At 74.4% G+C, this 18,194-nt stretch carries 15 protein-coding genes and 1 pseudogene; 5 read left to right on the top strand and 11 right to left on the bottom strand.

All coding sequences use genetic code 11. The annotated features are described in order from the left end of the window. Positions 1-194, bottom strand: a 194-nt coding sequence (locus EAO71_RS00130; protein WP_261991917.1) for a hypothetical protein, incomplete at its 3' end; no start/stop codon positions are given. Here EAO71_RS00130 and EAO71_RS00125 point away from each other — a divergent pair. Next, a complete protein-coding gene (locus tag EAO71_RS00125; RefSeq protein ID WP_147975757.1) occupies positions 132-2,702 on the top strand; it encodes an FtsX-like permease family protein in 2,571 nt (856 codons plus the stop codon). The genes EAO71_RS00130 and EAO71_RS00125 overlap by 63 nt on opposite strands. Before the next feature lie 285 nt (positions 2,703-2,987). Here EAO71_RS00125 and EAO71_RS00120 read toward each other — a convergent pair whose 3' ends face one another. Together EAO71_RS00120 and EAO71_RS00115 are read right to left on the bottom strand one after the other, a co-directional pair. Next, positions 2,988-3,596, bottom strand: coding sequence for an ATP-binding protein (locus tag EAO71_RS00120; RefSeq protein WP_147975705.1), 609 nt, complete (start codon positions 3,594-3,596; stop codon positions 2,988-2,990). A 183-nt stretch (positions 3,597-3,779) separates the two neighbouring features. Continuing rightward, on the bottom strand, positions 3,780-4,097 hold the full coding sequence (locus tag EAO71_RS00115) for a hypothetical protein (protein ID WP_147975704.1): 318 nt from the start codon (positions 4,095-4,097) through the stop codon (positions 3,780-3,782). Positions 4,098-4,272: 175 nt separating this feature from the next. On the opposite strand from EAO71_RS00115, the gene cds1 reads away from it, so the two are divergent. Then, positions 4,273-5,478 carry an L-cysteine desulfhydrase Cds1 gene (gene cds1, locus EAO71_RS00110; RefSeq protein ID WP_261991910.1) on the top strand — a complete coding sequence of 402 codons (1,206 nt, stop codon included), beginning with the start codon at positions 4,273-4,275 and terminating at the stop codon, positions 5,476-5,478. Here cds1 and EAO71_RS00105 read toward each other — a convergent pair. The 3 genes from EAO71_RS00105 to EAO71_RS00095 form a co-directional block, all read right to left on the bottom strand. Continuing rightward, on the bottom strand, positions 5,438-5,938 hold the full coding sequence (locus tag EAO71_RS00105; RefSeq protein ID WP_147975703.1) for an SRPBCC family protein: 501 nt from the start codon (positions 5,936-5,938) through the stop codon (positions 5,438-5,440). The genes cds1 and EAO71_RS00105 overlap by 41 nt on opposite strands. Positions 5,939-6,076: 138 nt before the next feature. Continuing rightward, positions 6,077-6,514, bottom strand: coding sequence for an SRPBCC family protein (locus tag EAO71_RS00100; RefSeq protein WP_147975702.1), 438 nt, complete (start codon positions 6,512-6,514; stop codon positions 6,077-6,079). Continuing rightward, complete coding sequence (locus EAO71_RS00095) at positions 6,511-7,356, bottom strand: DeoR/GlpR family DNA-binding transcription regulator (protein ID WP_261991909.1); 846 nt, start codon at positions 7,354-7,356, stop codon at positions 6,511-6,513. The genes EAO71_RS00100 and EAO71_RS00095 overlap by 4 nt, the downstream gene beginning before the upstream one ends. A 132-nt stretch (positions 7,357-7,488) precedes the next feature. On the opposite strand from EAO71_RS00095, the gene EAO71_RS00090 reads away from it, so the two are divergent. Then, the gene (locus EAO71_RS00090) at positions 7,489-9,936 is read left to right on the top strand and encodes a hypothetical protein (RefSeq protein WP_147975701.1); all 2,448 of its coding nucleotides are present in this window, start codon (positions 7,489-7,491) and stop codon (positions 9,934-9,936) included. On the opposite strand, the gene EAO71_RS00085 is transcribed toward EAO71_RS00090, so the two are convergent. The 4 genes from EAO71_RS00085 to EAO71_RS00070 form a co-directional block, all read right to left on the bottom strand. Further along, entirely contained in the window at positions 9,906-12,335 is a 2,430-nt protein-coding gene (locus EAO71_RS00085; RefSeq protein WP_147975700.1) for a right-handed parallel beta-helix repeat-containing protein, read from the bottom strand. The genes EAO71_RS00090 and EAO71_RS00085 overlap by 31 nt on opposite strands. A gap of 82 nt (positions 12,336-12,417) precedes the next feature. Further along, positions 12,418-13,026, bottom strand: coding sequence for an Rv1733c family protein (locus tag EAO71_RS00080; RefSeq protein WP_147975699.1), 609 nt, complete (start codon positions 13,024-13,026; stop codon positions 12,418-12,420). Positions 13,027-13,212: 186 nt separating this feature from the next. Continuing rightward, complete coding sequence (locus tag EAO71_RS00075) at positions 13,213-14,037, bottom strand: MOSC domain-containing protein (RefSeq protein ID WP_147975698.1); 825 nt, start codon at positions 14,035-14,037, stop codon at positions 13,213-13,215. A 37-nt stretch (positions 14,038-14,074) separates the two neighbouring features. After that, positions 14,075-14,542, bottom strand: a complete 468-nt coding sequence (locus EAO71_RS00070; protein ID WP_147975697.1) for a DUF6643 family protein — start codon at positions 14,540-14,542, stop codon at positions 14,075-14,077. 248 nt (positions 14,543-14,790) lie between these two features. Between EAO71_RS00070 and EAO71_RS00065 the strand changes: the two are divergent. Next, positions 14,791-16,018, top strand: a pseudogene (locus EAO71_RS00065) (TerD family protein). A 52-nt stretch (positions 16,019-16,070) separates the two neighbouring features. Here the strand turns inward: EAO71_RS00065 and EAO71_RS00060 are convergent. Then, entirely contained in the window at positions 16,071-17,336 is a 1,266-nt protein-coding gene (locus EAO71_RS00060; RefSeq protein WP_147975696.1) for a glycosyltransferase, read from the bottom strand. A 58-nt stretch (positions 17,337-17,394) separates the two neighbouring features. On the opposite strand from EAO71_RS00060, the gene EAO71_RS00055 reads away from it, so the two are divergent. Then, on the top strand, positions 17,395-18,180 hold the full coding sequence (locus EAO71_RS00055) for a glutamate racemase (RefSeq protein ID WP_187282494.1): 786 nt from the start codon (positions 17,395-17,397) through the stop codon (positions 18,178-18,180). Positions 18,181-18,194 lie beyond the last annotated feature (14 nt).

Below are 18,194 nucleotides of genomic sequence, written 5' to 3'. Positions count from 1 at the left end.
AGCAGGAAGGTGGTGAAGAGGGTCAGGAACCGGCCGGAGATCATCTCCGTGTTCTCCTCGGCCACCCGCTGCCCGGTGACGGCCTCGGTTCCCTCGGGAAGCGCCGGGGCCAGGGCGTCGACCAGCTCCCGCTGCGAGGTGCCGGGACCCGCCCGGACGAGGATGTCCGTCGCCTCGCCGGGCTGCGCGCCCACCGGCGGCGCTTCTTGGGCACGTTCACCGCCGTCCTGCTCGGCGTCGCCTTCCTCACCGGCACCCTCGTCATGGGCGACACCCTGCGCGCGAGCTTCGACTCGCTGTTCGGCACCGCCGGAGCCGGCACGGACGCCGTCGTCCGCAGCACCGGCGTGGTCACGGTCGCGGGGGAGGGGCAGGGCACCCGCAGCCGCGTCCCCACCTCCCTCGCGGACCGGATCGCCGCGGTGCCCGGCGTCGCCGCGGCCGTCCCGCGCATCGAGGGCGCCGGCCAGCTCGTCGGCGCCGACGGCGACCCCGTCGGCGGCCAGGGCCCGCCCACCCTCGCGGGCAACTGGATCGAGGACCCCGTCCTCAACCCGTACGCCCTGGCCGAGGGCCGCGCTCCGCGGACGCCCGGGGAGGCCGTGGTCAACCGCGGCGCCGCCGAGGCCGGCGGACTGTCCGTCGGGGACACGGCGATCCTGCGCACCCCCGACCCGGTGAGGGTGACCGTGGTGGGCCTGGCCACCTTCGGCGGCGAGGACGGCATGGCCCAGGTCACGTACACCGGCCTCACCCGCGCGGACGCCGAGAAGTACCTCACGCCGAAGCCCGGCGAGGCGACGGACATCCTCGTCCGGGCGGGTCCCGGCACCTCGCAGCGGGAGCTGGTCGACGCCCTGGCCCCGGCGCTTCCCGAGGGAACCGAGGCCGTCACCGGGCAGCGGGTGGCCGAGGAGAACACGGAGATGATCTCCGGCCGGTTCCTGACCCTCTTCACCACCTTCCTGCTGGTGTTCAGCGGGGTCGCGCTCCTCGTCTCCGTCTTCTCCATCCACAACACCTTCGCGATCGTCGTCGCCCAGCGGACCCGCGAGAACGCGCTGCTGCGCGCGCTCGGCGCCTCCCGGCGGCAGGTCGTCGGGGCGACCCTCGCCGAGGCCGTGGCCGTCGGCCTGGCCGCCTCCGCCGCCGGACTGGCCGGCGGGATCGGCATCGCGGCCGGCCTCCAGGCGCTGTTCCCGGCCATCGGCTTCCCCTTCCCCGAGGGCCCGTTGGTGATCGGCGTCCTCTCGATGGCGCTGCCGTTCGCGGTCGGCGTCGTGGTCTGCGCCGGCTCGGCGCTGCTGCCCGCCGTGAAGGCCGGACGCACGGCGCCGCTCGCCGCCCTGCGGGAGACGGCCGTGGACGACACGGGCGCCTCCCGGACGCGGACATGGGCCGGTTCGGCCCTGCTGTCCGGCGCGGTGGGCCTGGTCCTCGGCGGAGTCCTGCTCGCCCCGTCGCTGTGGCTCGCGGCGACGGGAGCGGTCCTGGCGCTCACGGGGTTCGTCGTGCTCGGCCCGGTGGCCGCGTCGTACGCGGTACGGCTCCTCGGGGCGCCGCTGCGCGGGGCCAACCGCGGGCTCGCCCGGCGCAACGCGCTGCGCAGCCCGAGGCGGACCGCCGCCACCGCGACCGCGCTGATGATCGGCGTCGCCGTCGTCTCCCTCTTCACCGTCTTCGGAGCCTCGCTCAAGGCGACCATGGACCAGACCGTCTCGCGGTCCTTCGCCGGTGACCTGGCCGTCGGCGCCCCCTCGTTCGGCGCGGGCGGCAGTGGACTCAGCCCCCGCCTCGCGCCGGCGCTCGACCGGCTGCCGGAGGTGGAGAGCGCCGTCGGCCTCGGCCGCGGCGTGGCGGAGATCGACGGCCGGGGCCGCGCCCTGACCGTCACCGACCCGGCCGCGCTCGCCCGTTCCCTCGACCTGGGCGCCGTCGACGGCTCACTGAATGGACTCGGCACGGACGGCATCGCCGTCGCCGCGGCCGAGGCGGAGAAGTCCGGACTGCGGCCCGGCAGCACCACCCGGGTCGTCTTCACCGACGGCAGCCGGCACGCCTTCACGGTCCGTGCCGTCTACCAGCGGTCCGAACTGGCCGGGGACTACGTCCTGACCCGCGAGGCATGGGCCCCGCACCGTGGTCAGGACGCCGACACCCTCGTCGCCGTGAGCCTCGAGGACGGCGTCTCCGCCGACGCGGGCAAGGCGGCCGTCGAGCGGACCGCCGCGGGGTACGGCGACCCCGAGGTGCAGACCCGGGACGAGTACGCCGCCTCCTCGGCGAGCGGGATCGACATGATGCTGACGCTCGTCTACGCGCTGCTGGCCCTCGCCGTGCTCATCGCCCTGCTCGGCATCGCCAACGCGCTGACCCTCGCGGTCCACGAACGCACCCGTGAGCTGGGCCTGTTGCGGGCCGTGGGCCAGACCCGGCGCCAGTCGAGGGCCATGGTCCGCTGGGAGTCCGTCCTGGTCGCGGCCTTCGGGACGGCGGGCGGGCTGGCACTGGGCGGCTTCCTCGGGTGGGTGCTGGTCGAGGCGTCCGACGGGGCGAGCGACAGCGCGTTCGCCTTCGCCGTCCCGCCCGCGCAGCTCGCCGTCGTCGCACTGGTCGGGCTGGCGGCGGGTGCCCTGGCCGGCTGGCGGCCGGCCCGCCGGGCGGCTCGCCTGGACGTGTTGCGGGCGATCGCGACGGAATGATGTTCCCGGGTGCCACACGTCGGGTGGGGTGCCCGGCACGCGCTGCCGGAACACCCCGACCGCCCCGGAGGGTGTGTCCGGGGCGGTCGGCCGCTGTCATGGGCGGCGCGTCGCGCGGGTGGCGTCGCGCGGGTTCGGGCGGGTGCGGCCGGTGCGTACCGCCGTCCGGGTGATGCGGGCTGCTGGACGGGCCCCGTATCCACCGAGCACGTGCCTTCCCGGGTGCCCCCGCCGACCGGCGCGATCCGCCGGCGCGGGGCAGCCGTGGAGCCACCCGACTGCGTCTCAGCCGGCGAGGACCGAGCGGGCGGCGGCCGGCGCGCGGGCCGGCACCGTGGGGGTGCCGAACTCGATGCCGTCCAGGCTGCTGCCGTGGGCGCCCCGGTAGCGGGTGTGGCCGATGAAGGGACCCTCGGTCGTGGCGCCGTAGACGGCGTGCGACCGGGAGGGGACCGCGGCGGCCGGGACGGGAGCCGGGAGGGTGAACCAGACGACCTTGCCGGCCTCCCCGTGCGTCCGGATGCCCCAGCTCTCGCTGAACGCCTCGATGATGGCCAGTCCACGGCCCGAGGTGGCGAGGTCGTCGACGGCCTCGGACGCGGGGCCCCTGGCCGCCGCCGTGCCGCCGACGGCCGGTATTCGCGGGTCGTGGTCACGGACGGACACGGTGAGGCGGTCGAGCAGCAGCTCGATCTCGACGGTGCACCGCTTGTCCGGCTGTGCGTGCCGGTGGACATTGGTGAGGAGCTCGGTGACACCGAGCGCCGCGTGGTCGACCAGGGCATCGAGATGCCAGTAGCGCAGATGCGCCGATACGATTCTGCGGACCTGACCGATCCGCGACGGCAGGGCTTGGAGCTCCACCGTGCAGTGCCTGCTGGGCTCGCTGATCACGGCTGCGACTCCCCGAAGTAGTCCGGAAGAAGACGAAGGTTCGGATCTTTCATGCGCTGCGCACGGCGGCGGCGGGCTGGTTCACAGCGTCACCGCCGATAAACCCTCAGTGAGGTGGTTCCAGCGTGAGTCAGTGGTGACCGGCCCGCAACTCGCGGCGACCCGCCGCAGGTCATCCACGCCTCAGACGTCGCCGCCCGGCCGCCTGGCCGCCTTCTTCAGCGCGTCGAGGAAGCGACCCGGTCCGGAGTCGCGGTCCTGCGGCCCGTCCATGGTCAGGCGGTAGCGCGTGCCGTTCACGGTCGCCACCGTCTCGTCGGGCTTGGCGAACCACGGCCGGCCCGCCCGCACCGCGTCCACCGGCGCGCTGTCGATCTCGCTGCCGTAGCTGGTCAGCAACGACAGCCTGCCGTCCTCGATCCGGACCTCGCCCGCCCTGGTCAGCGACCGGGGCCAGCGCTCGATCCGGACCCCCGTCGCGGTGAACTCGGGCTCCGCCATCACTCTCCGCCCCCTTCGTGCCGGTTCCTCCGACCAGTGTGCCGGGCGAGCGCCGGGTACACCAGAGGCCCTTCTGCAAGCGACTCCTATGGACCCCCAAAGTGAACGTTTGTGCAGGTGAGGGAGTTATCTTCGGCAGTGGAAGACCTTGTGGCCACGGCTTGGAGAGCGACGCATGAGCACCACGGAGAACAGCGCGGCGGACGGTGCGGGCAGCACCGGCACGGCGGACACCAGCCCGTCGGCCACCGGCACGGCGCCCCCCGTCCCGTCGGCCACGGCCCCGGTGACCGTCGACGTCGACCGCAGCGACCCGGCCTACCGCGCCTGGCTGAAGGAGGCCGTCCGCAAGGTCCAGGCCGACGCCAACCGGTCCGCCGACACCCACCTGCTGCGCTTCCCGCTCCCGGAGAAGTGGGGCATCGACCTCTACCTCAAGGACGAGTCGACCCACCCGACCGGCAGCCTCAAGCACCGGCTCGCCCGCTCGCTCTTCCTCTACGGCCTGTGCAACGGCTGGATCCGCCCGGGCAAGCCCGTGATCGAGGCGTCCAGCGGCTCCACGGCCGTCTCCGAGGCGTACTTCGCCAAGCTGATCGGCGTGCCCTTCATCGCCGTGATGCCCCGCACCACCAGCCCCGAGAAGTGCCGGCTGATCGAGTTCCACGGCGGCCGGTGCCACTTCGTCGACGACTCCCGCAAGATGTACGAGGAGTCCGCGGCCCTCGCCGCGCAGACCGGCGGCCACTACATGGACCAGTTCACCTACGCGGAGCGGGCCACCGACTGGCGGGGCAACAACAACATCGCCGAATCGATGTACCAGCAGCTGAAGTTGGAGCGCTACCCCGAGCCGGCCTGGATCGTGGCCACCGCCGGTACCGGCGGCACCTCCGCCACCATCGCGCGCTACGTCCACTACATGCAGCACGACACCCGCATCTGCGTCGCCGACCCCGAGAACTCCTGCTTCTTCGACGGCTGGACGCGCAACGACCCGTACGCGACGTCCGACTGCGGCTCCCGCATCGAGGGCATCGGCCGGCCCCGTATGGAGCCCAGCTTCGTGCCCGGCGCCATCGACCGGATGATGAAGGTCCCCGACGCGGCCAGCGTCGCCGCCGTCCGCGCCCTGGAGGCCGCGATCGGCCGCAAGGCCGGCGGTTCGACCGGCACCGGCCTGTGGAGCGCCCTGAAGATCGTCGCCGAGATGGTCGAGCACGGCCGCACCGGCAGCGTCGTGACCCTCATCTGCGACCCGGGCGACCGCTACCTCGACAAGTACTACTCCGACGCCTGGCTGGCCGAACAGGGCCTGGACATCGCGCCGTACGCCGCCGCTATCGACCGCTTCCTGGAGACGGGTGCCTGGCCGGAGTGAGCCTGCGGTCCAGCCGGCGCATCGCGTCGCGGAAGGACCAGCCGACGCCCGGCCGTGCCAGCCGCATCGCGAGCAGGTACGGCCCGGGGCCGTCCACCGCCATCGTCCACCGGACCCGGGTGCCCGGGCCGGCGGGGGACAGGGACCACTCCTCCACCATGGCCCGGACGGCGGGCGCGTTCGTCTCGTCGACCCGGTAGGCGTACCGGATGCCGGGCTCCGCGGCCATGATCGTCTCCTGGAAGGACACCCCGCCCCGCAGCGCGACCGTCCGGCCGGCCCCGCCGGCGGTCGGCCGGGCCGAGGCCACGGCCGTGAACCAGGCGGGCCAACTGCCCACCTCCTCCGCCAGCGACCGGTAGACGGCGCCCGGCGGGGCCGCCAACTCGGCCGTGAACACCAGGCGTCCGGGCGCGGACGCGACGAAGTCGAGCTCCACCGGCCTGAGTCGGCGTGCCATGGTCGGTACCTCCCCAGCAGGTGTGGTGCCGGTCGTGTCGGGCTCCGGACGCCCGGGTCCCACCCCGTGCGGACGCCGCCGCCCTCCGGACGGGACCCGGGAGCGGGCCGAAGTGCGCACACCCTAGTCGCCGGCCCCTCAGATGCCCAGCAGTCCGTCCATCACGCGGCCGAACAGCCGCCGCCCCGCGGACGCGAGCACCGGATCGACGAAGCGCGGCACCCCGCGCACCCGCAGTTCCTCGGACCAGACCACGCGCGAGCCGCCGTCCGCCGTGCCGTGCACCTCGATCACGGCGCGGCCCAGCACCACCCGGCCGCGCTTCTCCAGCCCGCACACGCCCGGCCGCCCCGGCTCCGGCGGCTCCCAGCGGACGACCTCCATCACGTCGTCGACGCCGAGCCGCCCGACCGCCGTCCGGGCCACGAAGCGGGTGCCCACCCCGGCCGGGCCCGCGGTCAGCAGCCGGGTCGAGGTCAGCGGCACCCGCTCGCCGTGCGCCGGCCAGTCCGTGAGGCGGCGCCACGCCTCCCCGGCCGGCAGGCCCGTGACGCGCTCGATCCGGAAGGAGCTCACCGGCCCTCGCCCTCGGCCCGCGCCCGCTCGCCGGCCACCACCAGCCCCGGCAGGTGCTCCGCCATCTCCGCCCGGGTCTGCGACGACAGCCCCGCGTCCGTCACCAGCGTGTCCACCTCGTCCAGCCGGGCGAACGAACTCAGCCCGACCGTGCCCCACTTGGTGTGGTCCGCCAGCACCACGACGCGGCGCGCGGAGCGCACCAGCCGCCGGTTGGTCTCCGCCTCCGCCAGGTTCGGCGTGGACAGGCCCGCCTCCACCGAGATCCCGTGCACGCCGAGGAACAGCACGTCGAAATGGAGCGAGCGGATCGCCTGGTCGGCCACCGGGCCCACCAGCGCGTCCGACGGCGTCCGCACCCCGCCCGTCAGGACCACGGTCGCCGCGCCCGGGCGGGCCTCACCGGAGCCCGGCCGGCGTGCGGCGTGGAAGACGTCCGCCACCCGGACCGAGTTGGTCACCACCGTCAGATCCGGCACGTCCAGCAGCTGCGCCGCCAGCGCGAACGTCGTCGTACCCCCCGAAAGGGCGATCGCCGTACCGGGTGCGACCATCCGCGCGGCCGTCCGCGCGATCTCCTCCTTGGCGCCCAGCTCCAGAGCCGACTTGGCCTCGAACCCGGGCTCGTGCGTGCTCGTCTCGACGACCGGCACCGCGCCGCCGTGCACCTTCTCGACGACACCCTGCCGCGCCAGCGCGTCCAGGTCCCTGCGGACGGTCATGTCCGAGACGTTGAGCCGTCGCGTCAGCTCGTTGACCCGGACACCGCCGCGCCGCCGCACCTCGTCCAGGATGAGGGCGCGCCGCTGCTCCGCGAGGAGGTTCTGCTGGTCGCTGACCACCGATGACGGTCCTTCCGAAGGGGACTGGGGGATTGGCGTCGGATTCCGTGAGAGGTCGTGCGCGTACGCCCGGCCTTCCGCGATCCTGTTGCCTGCCGTCGAATCCTCCCACCCAGAGAGCGAGACACCGAAGTGTCCCCTGCCACACCGTCCCCGAAGAACGGGGGTGCGGCGCTCGAACTCCTCGTCCACGGTGTCGGCGGGGCCACGCCGCAGGACATGCTGGACGACCCGCGGACGGTGCGGGTGACCGGCGACGCGACCGCCGCCATGTACCGGCGCTGCGACGACCTCGACGCCGAGGACCACCCGGAGCGCTACGCCGAACGGCCGGTCCCGGAGGCCTACTGCTGGTCCAACCTCACCTCCGGCAACGGCGCCCGTGCCCTGTGGCTGCTCCTCCTGCCCTTCATGGTCGCCAACCTCGCCCACTGGATGCGCCCGCCCGCCCCGGACCGCCCGGGCCTGGTGCGGCTGTACGGGGTGCTGGTGCGGCTCGTCGCCCTCACCCTCACCGTGCTGCTCACCGCCGCCGCGTGCGYGGTCGCGCTCGACCTGACGGCCTGGCAGTGCGCGGGCGACGCCGCCTGCGCGCAGGACCGCTCCTGGCTCGGCTTCCTCTCCGCGGAACGGGGTGGCTGGTGGTCCCAGCCGGGTCGCCGGCTCGCGCTCGCCGCGGTCGTCCCGACCGCGCTCGTCGGCCTGCTCTGGTACCTCTCCAACCGGACCTGGAGCGCCTACGAGGCCCAGCGCCCGCCCACCGCCTACGACGACCCGCCCCTCGAAGAGCCCGCCGGGCGGGGCGAGTCGGCCGACCCCGCCACGGACGCCGACCCCGGGGCCGAGGGGGACGACGAACCCGCCGGCACCCCGGAGGCCGCCCTGCCGACCGAGCTCCGTCCCGCCCTGGGACGCCGCGGATTCTGGTACGGCCGCCGGCTCGTCGCCCGGCTGCGCGCCGCCCACACCGCCGCCGGGTTCCTGACCGTCACCGCGGCCCTCACCGGCGCCGCCGCCCGCCACGACCGGGCCACCGCCCCCGACGCGCTGCGCACGGACGTCGGATGGGGCCTGCAGGCGGCCGTCGTCGTCCTCGCGGCGGTCGTCCTCTGGGTCGTCTGCCGCCGCGGCCGCAGCGAGCGGCGACTCGACCTGCGGATCGAACGGGTCCTGGTGTCCTGGCTGCCCTGCTCCTCCCTCCTGCTGCTCGCCCTCGCGGTCCCGCACGCCTGCTGGTCCCGGCCCGAGTGGCGCTCCGCCGGCACCCTCCCCGGCGACACCACCTTCGGGGCCCTCACCCTGGTCCAGGGCGGCCTCGTCGTGGCCCTCGGCGCGGTCGCGCTCCTCCTCCACCGGCGCAGGCCCGAACCCCGCACCGCGCTCCACGGCCTCGGCGGCCCGGCGGTCGCCATGCTCGCCTGCGCCCTGGGCGGCGTGATGTCCGGAGGCGTCGCCCAGCGCGTCGCCGACTGGCTGGACGGCTCGGCCACCCCGGGCATGGGCGACGGCTCTCCCATCGGCCCGCCCGTGCTCCTGAGCTGGCAGGCCTCCGTCATCCCGGTGCTGCTCGTGATGCTGCTCGCACCGGCCGTCGTCCTCGCCGTGCGGACCGCCCGCGCCGCCCGCCGCCTCGGCCCCCTCGTCGAGGCCGCGTACGCGACGGACACCCCGGACCCCGTGCGCACCGGGCGGATCGCCGCGACCCGGGCCCGCGCCGGCCTCACGGACTTCGCGCCGCCGCTCGTCGGCATCGTCTCCGGCGCCACCCTGTTCCTGGGCGCCGCGTCCGTCGCCGGGGCCTGGGTCGGCGGTGCCGTGCCGGGACGCGCGTTCGAGGGAGCCCACCCGGCGATCGCGTCGGCCGCCGACACCGCCCAGTCCCTCGGCTCCTGGATGATCGGCTTCGGCTTCATACTGTTCGTCACCTGGGGCCGACGCGCCTACAAGGACGCCTCCGCGCGCCGCACGATCGGCATCCTCTGGGACGTCGGCACCTTCTGGCCCCGGGCCGCGCACCCCTTCGCCCCGCCCTGCTACGCCGAGCGGGCCGTCCCGGACCTGACCTGGCGGATGAGTTCCTGGACCCGCCACACCGGCGGCCGGCTCGTCATCTCCGGCCACTCGCAGGGCAGTGTGCTGGCCGCCGCCGCGGTCTGGCAGCTGCCGCCGGCGACCCGCAGGCGGGTCGCGCTGCTCACCTACGGCTCACCGCTGGAACGGCTCTACGGGCGCTGGTTCCCCGCCTACTTCGGCCCCGGCCCGCTGCGCGGCCTGCACCGCACGGTGCACTGCTGGAGCAACCTCCACCGGGCCACCGACCCGATCGGCGGCCCCGTACGGGTGCCGGCGGAGGGGGACCGTCCGGCCGTCGACCGTCCCGTCCTCCTCGACCCCGTCGAGTACGGCCGCACGCCGGCCCACCCGCTGCCCGAACCGATCCTGGGCCACTCCGACTACCAGGCCGACCCGGTCTTCGCCGCCGAACGGGCCGCGCTGCTCGACCGGCTGCCGCCCGCCCTGCCGCGGCAGCGCGGCACCGCCCGCTCGGATCAGGGGAGTTCGGGCAGGTCCTCGGGATAGAGCAGGGTCAGGTCGTCCGTGCTCGCGTCGGCGAGCACGGCGACCCGGCCGGCGTGCCGCTCCACCATCGATTCGAACGTCTGGCGCGCCGTGCGGCCGTTGCCGAACGCCGGGCCCTTGGGCAGCTCGGTGAAGTACTTGCGCAGCGCCTCGCCGGTGCCCTCCGCGAGCCGGTACTCGTGCTCGTCGGCCTGCTGCTCCACGATCCGCAGCAGCTCGTCCGGCACGTAGTCGCTGAAGCTGATGGTCCGGGAGAACCGGGACGCCACACCGGGGTTGACGGTCAGGAAGCGCTCCATCTCGGCCGTGTAGCCGGCGACGATCACCACGACCGCGTCCCGGTGGTCCTCCATCAGCTTCACCAGGGTGTCGATCGCCTCCCGCCCGAAGTCCCGCCCCGAGTCCTCGGGGGACAGGGCGTACGCCTCGTCGACGAACAGCACGCCGCCGCGCGCCCGGTCGAACGCCTCCTGGGTGCGGATCGCCGTCGAGCCGATGTGCTCCCCGACCAGGTCGACCCGGGACACCTCGACGAGGTGCCCGCGTTCCAGCACGCCCAGCGAGGCGAGGATCTCGCCGTAGAGCCGGGCCACGGTCGTCTTGCCCGTGCCGGGATTGCCGGTGAAGACCAGGTGGCGGCGCACGGACGCGGCCTTGAGTCCGGCCTCCTGCCGCCGACGGCCGACCTCGATCATGTTGGTGAGGGTGCGGACCTCGTGCTTGACGCTCTCCAGGCCCACCAGCGCGTCCAGTTCACCCAGCACGTCGGTCGAGGCACGCGCCGGCTCCGGCGTGGGAGCGGGCGGCGGGGCGGCCGCGGTCCGCGGCACGGGCACGTTCCCGAGCAGGCCCGGCGTCTGCGTGGCCGTCAGGACGGTCGCGCCCGCGCTGTCGGCCGGAGCCTTCCGCACCCCGCTCTCGTCGCTCGTGCAGTCCTCCACCACCGGGCCGCTTCCCTCACCCGCCGAGCCGCCGTCGGCGAACTCGTACCCGGCCCGCGCGCACCGCTCCGTGCGGCAGCCGCGCAGCGTCGTGCGGCAGCCGTCCATCACGTGGAAGCCGTAGCCGCCGCTGCCGGTCACCCGGCAGCCGACGAAGGAGCCTCGGCCTTCCGCCGACACGTAGAAGCCGGCCTCGGCGGGCGTGGTGACGGTGCAGCGTTCGATGGTGGGATCGGCGCCCTTGGTGACGATGACCCCGGTCTGCACGCCGTCGATGGTGCAGCCCGCCAGCGTGCCGCCGCTGCCGTGGTCCCGGAACCAGGCGCCGGTGGACGCCTCCCGGATCCGGCAGTCGTCCAGCTGAGCGGTCGCGCCGTCGCTCACCGAGACGGCGGTGTTCCGCACCTGCGACAGGTCGCAGTCGACGACGTCGGCCCGTGAGCCCCGGTCGAGGACGAAGAGGGCGTCCGGCACGTCGTGCACGCGGCAGGAGTCGAGCACGGCGGTCGCGCCGTCGCTCACCCAGACCGCCGGGTAGTCGCCGGTGCTGTCGTGGATCTCGCACTGGTTGGCGTCGACCCGGGTCCCCGGGTCCCACACCGACAGGCCGTTGCGGCCGAACCGGCGCACGGTGGAGCGGGTCAGCGTCAGCACGGAGCGCGAGCGCAGGTCGACCGCGTTCTCGGGGATGTCGTGGATGTCGCAGTCGGACAGTGTCAGCACCGCGTCCGTGTCCAGCGTGATGCCGTCGGCCGAGGTGCGGTGCACGGAGGAGTCGGAGAGGTGGGCGGTGGCCCGGGCGGCGATCTGGAGGCCGGTGCCCTTGATCTCGTACACCTCGCAGCCGACGCCCTCCAGGCCGCTGCCCTCGCCGTTGACGGTGATCCCCGCACCCGAGGCGTGGTGGATCCGGCAGCGCTCCAGCCGGGGATGCGCCCCGCCCCGGACCGAGACCCCGGACTGGCCGGCCGCGACGACCTCGCACTCCTCGAACACCCCGCCCGCGCCGTCGAGTACGGCGATGCCGACCCCCGCCGGATTGTCGACGGTGCAGCGGCGGACGGTGGGTCTCGCGGCGCCGCGGACCTCGATGCCGGCCGCCGAGCGCGTCACGATCCGCAGGTCCAGCAGTTCCGGCGTGCCCTCCTCGACGAGCAGTGCGGGCGCGGCCGCGTCCTGGCCCTCGACGTGCAGGTCCTGGAGTGTCGCCGAGGCCCGGACGGTCAGCGGCACGCCGTCCACCGGGGCGATCCGGACCGGCCCGGCACCGCCTTCCGGCCCGCGCAGGGTGACGGCCCGTCGGATGACGAGGTTCTCCCGGTACGTGCCGGGGGCGACGGTGAGGACGTCCCCGTCGGCGGCGGCCTCCAGGGCGGCGGCGAGGGAGGCGTACTCGCCCGTGCGGCGTCGCCACCGCGATGTGCCGGTGTGCGTCACCTGGACCGTGCCCTGTGCCATGGGTGTGCTCTGCCCCCGCCTCATGCGTCGTCGCTGATCCGATGCCCCACCGTAGCGCGCGCGGAGGGACCGGGTTGACGGGTCAGCTGCCCGCGCCCGTACGCCCCCAGTCGGGACCCGCCTTGGCCCAGGCGCGGTCGAGACGTTCGTACCGTCGCTGTACGAGCCGGCGTACGACCAGGCGCCGCGAGGCCTCCACGAAGACGGCCGCCAGGGCCGTCGCGAGCAGACCGACGACGACGGCGTGCGCGCGTGCCGTTCCCGACTGCATCGGCGGGGTCGCCGGGCGGCCGCCCCGGTCGGTCCACATCGGGAAGGTGTCACCCGGGTCCGCGAACTCGCGCCGGGTGGAGACCGTGCCCGTCCGGGCCGTCCCGTCGGGCGCGGTCCAGCGGGCCACCACGGCCCGGCGCAGGGGCTCCTCGCCGTCGGAGCCGGAGCCGCGCAGACCGGACGCGGGGGTGTCGGCCACCCGCACCACCCGGGCGGTGGTCCGCTGCCGCTGCTCGTGCTGGGTCCGCGCGGCCTGCTGGAGCGAGGCATCGGTCCGTGCCCCGGCGGTCCATCCGACCGCGGGTACGGCGAGGGCGAGCAGGACGACGGCCACGAAGGCGACCCACGCCTCGATCAGATCGGTCCCACGGCGCAGGGGATTGTGTCTCCAACGCCAGATCCCGGTGACTGCGCGCACACGCTCCACCCCCTTGCTCGTCCGGGTGCGACAGCTTCCCCAACGAGTGTGACCCGGTGGTGGGTTCCCCGCGCGCCGGGCGGACCGGCACACCCCCTGCGGGGGGTGTGCCGGTCCGCCCGGCGCGCGGGGAACCCACCACCGGGTCACACTCGTTGGGGAAGCTGTCGCACCGGGTGCGGGGGATCAGTCGAGGATCTTGACCTCGTCACCGACCCGGATCGTCCCGAGGTGCTCGGGCACCAGGTTCTGGCCGAAGATCAGCCGGTTGCCGTCCTTGCGGTGCCGGGCCAGCGTCCGCAGGGGCTCCTTCCCGCGTCCGGCGGTCTCCTGGTCGGTGGTGGTGACCACGCAGCGCCCGCACGACCTCGCGACGCGGAAGGAGACCTCGCCGATCGCGAGCCGGGTCCAGTCGTCCTCGGCCCAGGCGGCGGTGCCGTCGATCACGACGTTCGGCCGGAAACGGTTCATGGGCAGCGGGCCCTCGTCGGGGTGGTCGCCCCGGGCGATCAGCGAGTTGAGGGCGTCGAGGGAGGCGACGGTGGTGACCAGCAGCGGATAGCCGTCCGCGAAGCTCACCGTCTCGCCGGGCAGCGCGTACTCGGGGTCGATCGGACGGCGGTGCGCGGGGTCGTCCATGTGCACGAGGCGGACCTCGGTGTCCAGGTACGCGCTGAACCACGCGTCCGCCGCGGCCCCCGCCGGGACCGCCTCCACGGGAGTCTCGAAGACCTCCACCCGAATCGTGGAAGACGGCCGCGGCACCTCGATCGTCAGCGGCTCCCGGCCGGGCGCGGACACCCTGAGGGCGTCACCCGGCAGCAGCTCGGCCGAGGCCAACGCCATCTGCGGATGACGGCGTTGGGTCACGACCTTGCCCGACGCGTCCACGACGGTCCAGCGGCGGTCGCCGGCCAGTCCCCATGGCTGGACGTCCGCGGCGAGGGGCGCGATACCGCGCATCGCCTTGACCGGGTGGACGTGGACGGAGCGCACAACAGGAATCGGCATGCCGTCATCCTGCCAGCCGCTCCGTACCAGGAGTCGGTCAGTACCCTCTGCCCTGGTACGGGCGGTTGTAGGGGTCCTCGTACGGGGCCTGCGCCTGGACGGGGCGCGAGGCCGCCGGCCGCATCGCCTCGTACCCGGTGGTCATCGGGCGCTGCGGCTGCTGCTGGACGCCCGGGTATCCGCGGGGGACCTGCTGCTGCGGGATGTACGGCGCCGGGGCGTGCTGCAGCGGCACGGGGGCCATCTGCTGCGCCGGCTGCGGGTAGCCGTACGAACCGCCGCCGCTGTAGGCGGGGGTCTGATGGACGGGAGCCGCCGGGAGGGCGGGCAGGGCMGAGGGCAACGCCGGCAGGTAGCTGTTGCCGGTGTCGTAGGCGGAAGGCACTCGGATCGGTGCGATCTGAGGCGTGCCCCGCTCAGCGACCAGGGAGTCGTAGATCGGGGTGTCGGGGAACGACGGCGCGGTGTAGTAACCGCCTCCGTAGGTGGAGCGGGGGGAGGTCATGGCACATAAGTTAAGCCCACGATGTGCTGGTTGGGGAGCCCGATAAGAGGGTTGTTTGACGGGTTCTGAGTGACCGTCGATCCGTAATGCGATCGAACGTGACAAAAACGGTCGCCCGGAGAGGCTTCGATCTTGAAAACCCGAGCTGAGGAGGGGTTACCCACGGGTCGGCCCGGTGTGCTCGGCGTGACCGGCATTAGGTTGACGTAAAGAAATCCTGATGGGCGGGAGCCGTGATGGGGGCGAGCATGTCCATGCTTAAAGGGGCCAATGTTCCGGTGCCGGCACGCGCGGTGCGCGTGGAATTGGGCTGGCGTTCAGGCGCGGGTGTCCCGGACGTCGACGCGTCGGCGCTACTCCTCGTGTCGGGGAAAGTGCGCTCCGACGCCGACTTCGTTTTCTACAACCAGCCGGCGCACGCTTCCGGCGCCGTCCGGCACGAGGGGAAGCGCACGGCGGGCGACGCCGTGACCGACACCCTCCGGGTCGAGCTGGACGGTGTCGAGCCCGAGGTCGAGCGGATCGTGCTCGCCGGCTCGGCCGACGGCGGCACCTTCGGGCGGGTGCCGGGACTGTACGTCCGGGTCTTCGACGCGGACGGCGGGACGGAGCTCGCGCGCTACGACAGCGCGGACGCGAGCGTCGAGACGGCGTTCGTGCTCGGCGAGCTCTACCGGCGCCAGGGAGCGTGGAAGTTCCGGGCGGTGGGACAGGGGTACGACTCCGGCCTGGCGGGCCTGGCGACGGACTTCGGCATCACCGTGGACGAGCCGCAGCACGCGGCCGCCCCTCCCGGTTCACGCGCATGGCGCCGGAGGTGCCGCCCCGCCGCAGCCGGTCCGGCTCACCAAGGTCACCCTGACGAAGGAGGCCCCGACGGTCTCCCTCGCCAAGCAGGGCGGCACCTCCGGCGCCATGCGCGTGAACCTCAACTGGCAGGTGCGCAAGCAGTTCACCGGCTGGGGGGCCAAGCTGGGCCGGGCGGTCGCCCAGCACGCGGACCTGGACCTCGACCTGTGCGCCCTCTACGAGCTGACCGACGGCCGCAAGGGCGTGGTGCAGGCGCTCGGCAACGCCTTCGGCGCGCTGCACCAGCCCCCGTTCATCCTGCTCGACGGCGACGACCGCACCGGGGCGTCCTCCTCGGGCGAGAACCTCACCATCAACCTCGACCACAAGGACAAGCTCAGCCGGGTCCTCGTCTTCGTCACCGTCTACGAGGGCGCCCGCAGCTTCGCCGACCTGCACGCCACCGTCACGCTCCAGCCCCTGCACGGAGCGCCCGTCGACTTCTCCCTGGACGACTGCACCGTGCCGTCCACCGTCTGCGCGCTCGCCCTGATCACCCGGGAGAACGGGGACCTCGTCGTCCGGCGCGAGGCCCGCTACCTCGTCCCGGCCCGCGGGGTCAGTCCGCAGCGCACCGTCGACCAGGCGTACGGCTGGGGCATGAACTGGACACCGGGGCGCAAGTGACGGCCGACCGGCGGACCGGCCGGCCGTCGACGCCCGCCGGCCGGCCCGCCGGTCATCGCCGGTCGGGTGCCGCCTCGGGGCGGGCGTACGTCCGCCCCTTCCAGGCCGCGCCCCGCCCCCGGTAGTGCTGCACCGCGGAGTCCACCGTCATGAGCAGATAGAGGAGGGCGGTCACGGGCAGCGTCGGCGCGAGTGAGAGGGGCTGGCCGTAGTAGCGGAGCATCGGCACGTACGTCCCGGCCATCACCGCCCAGGCCAGCCCGCCGGCGAGCGCCGCCACCGGATCGCCGCCCGCCAGCCCGGCCACCAGCGTCGCCGGCGGCGCGAGGTAGACCAGCGCGAGCCCGGCCACCGTGCCGAGGAGCAGCAGCGGACTGTGCCGGAGCTGCGCGTACGCCGACCGCGACACCATCCGCCACAGATCCGCGAGCCGGGGATAGGGCCGCACGCTGTCGACCCGCTCCGCCAGGCCCAGCCACACCCGCCCGCCGGACCGCCGCACCGCGCGGGCCAGCGAGACGTCGTCGATCACCGCCTGCCGGATCGCCTCCGGCACCCCCGCCCGCACGGCGGTCCGCGTCCGCAGCAGCACACAGCCGCCCGCCGCCGCCGTCGCCCGGGGGCGCCGGGCGTTGATCCAGCGGAACGGATAGAGCTGCGCGAAGAAGTACACGAAGGCGGGCACGATCAGCCGCTCCCACAGCGTCGCCACCCGCAGCCTGGCCATCTGGGACACCAGGTCGAAGCCCTCGGTGACCGCCGCCTCCACCAGCAGCCGCAGGCTGTCCGGCTCGTGCGCGATGTCCGCGTCGGTCAGCAGCAGGAACTCGGGATCGCGGGTACGGGCCAGCGCCATGCCGTGCCGCAGGGCCCAGAGCTTCCCGGTCCACCCCGGCGCCGGCTCGCCCGGCGACACGACGGTCAGCGGCAGCCCCCCGTACCGCACGGCCAGCTCGCCCGCGAGCTTCCCCGTGCCGTCGGTGCTGCCGTCGTCGACGAGCACGATCTCCGCCTCGCCCGGATAGTCCTGGGTGAGCAGCGACGGCAGGCTCAGGGACAGCACCTCCGCCTCGTCCCGGGCCGGGACGACGATCGCGACCCGGGGCCACGGCAGCGGTCCGGACCCCCGCCCGGCCTCCGCCGACGGGGGCGCCGACCCCGGCCGCGCGGACGCGCCGGCCCGCGGCCCACGGCCGCGTGCGGACCGGCGCACGCCGCCCGGCAGACGCTGATCCGTACGCCAGAAGAAACCCTGACCCAGCAGCAGCCACCCCCAGGCGGCCAGCGAACCCATCGCGATCCAGGCAGTGGCGCTCATTCGTCGCAGTCTGCCCCAGATTGCCGGGGGCGCAAGGGTGGTCGGCTAGGGTGACCGGGTGAAGATCGCGCTCATGGACTCCGGAATCGGCCTGCTCCCGGCGGCGGTGGCGGTACGCCGTCTGAGGCCGGACGCGGACCTCGTCCTCTCCTCGGACCCCGACGGCATGCCCTGGGGCCCGCGCACTTCCGAGGACCTCACCGAGCGCGCGCTCGCCGTCGCGCGGGCCGCCGCCGCGCTCGCGCCGGACGCCCTGATCGTGGCCTGCAACACCGCCACCGTCCACGCCCTGCCGGCCCTGCGCGCCGCGCTGGAGCCGGACATCCCGGTGATCGGGACGGTGCCGGCGATCAAGCCGGCCGCCTCGGCCGGCGGCAAGGTGGCCATCTGGGCGACTCCCGCCACCACCGGCAGCCCCTACCAGCGCGACCTGATCCGCGACTTCGCCGCCGGGGCGGACGTCACGGAGGTGCCCTGCCCCGGGCTCGCCGACGCCGTGCAGTACGCCGACGCGGACGGGATCAAGCGCGCCGTGGCCGCCGCCGCCGCGCTCACCCCGCGCGACGTCCGCGCCCTGGTACTGGGCTGCACCCACTACGAACTGGTCGCCGAGGAGATCCGCGCGGCGGTGCAGCACCCCGACCTGCCTCCGGTGGTTTTCCACGGCTCGGCCGGGGCAGTCGCCGCACAGGCGCTGCGCCGCATCGGCGCCGGGGCGGCGCCGGAAGCCGACGCCACCGGCGGGCTCACCGTGCTCCTGAGCGGTCGCACCGCGACGCTTCCGGACGCCGCGCTGCGTTACGCCGAGGGTCGTCTGCTGGGGGCCGTGAGCCCCGCACGCTGACGTCGGCCCCACCC

It is taken from the genome of Streptomyces sp. MS191 (assembly GCF_008042125.1).
In the GTDB taxonomy this organism is placed as follows: domain Bacteria; phylum Actinomycetota; class Actinomycetes; order Streptomycetales; family Streptomycetaceae; genus Streptomyces.
Note: the sequence above shows the minus strand (reverse complement) of the source record. Positions and strands in the feature narration are given on the sequence as shown.

Coding starts and splice junctions, on each gene's coding strand:
- EAO71_RS00115 (WP_147975704.1), bottom strand. CDS start 4,097: ATGGCGGAGCCCGAGTTCACCGCGACGGGGGTCCGGATCGAGCGCTGG.
- cds1 (WP_261991910.1), top strand. CDS start 4,273: ATGAGCACCACGGAGAACAGCGCGGCGGACGGTGCGGGCAGCACCGGC.
- EAO71_RS00105 (WP_147975703.1), bottom strand. CDS start 5,938: ATGGCACGCCGACTCAGGCCGGTGGAGCTCGACTTCGTCGCGTCCGCG.
- EAO71_RS00085 (WP_147975700.1), bottom strand. CDS start 12,335: ATGGCACAGGGCACGGTCCAGGTGACGCACACCGGCACATCGCGGTGG.
- EAO71_RS00075 (WP_147975698.1), bottom strand. CDS start 14,037: ATGCCGATTCCTGTTGTGCGCTCCGTCCACGTCCACCCGGTCAAGGCG.
- EAO71_RS00060 (WP_147975696.1), bottom strand. CDS start 17,336: ATGAGCGCCACTGCCTGGATCGCGATGGGTTCGCTGGCCGCCTGGGGG.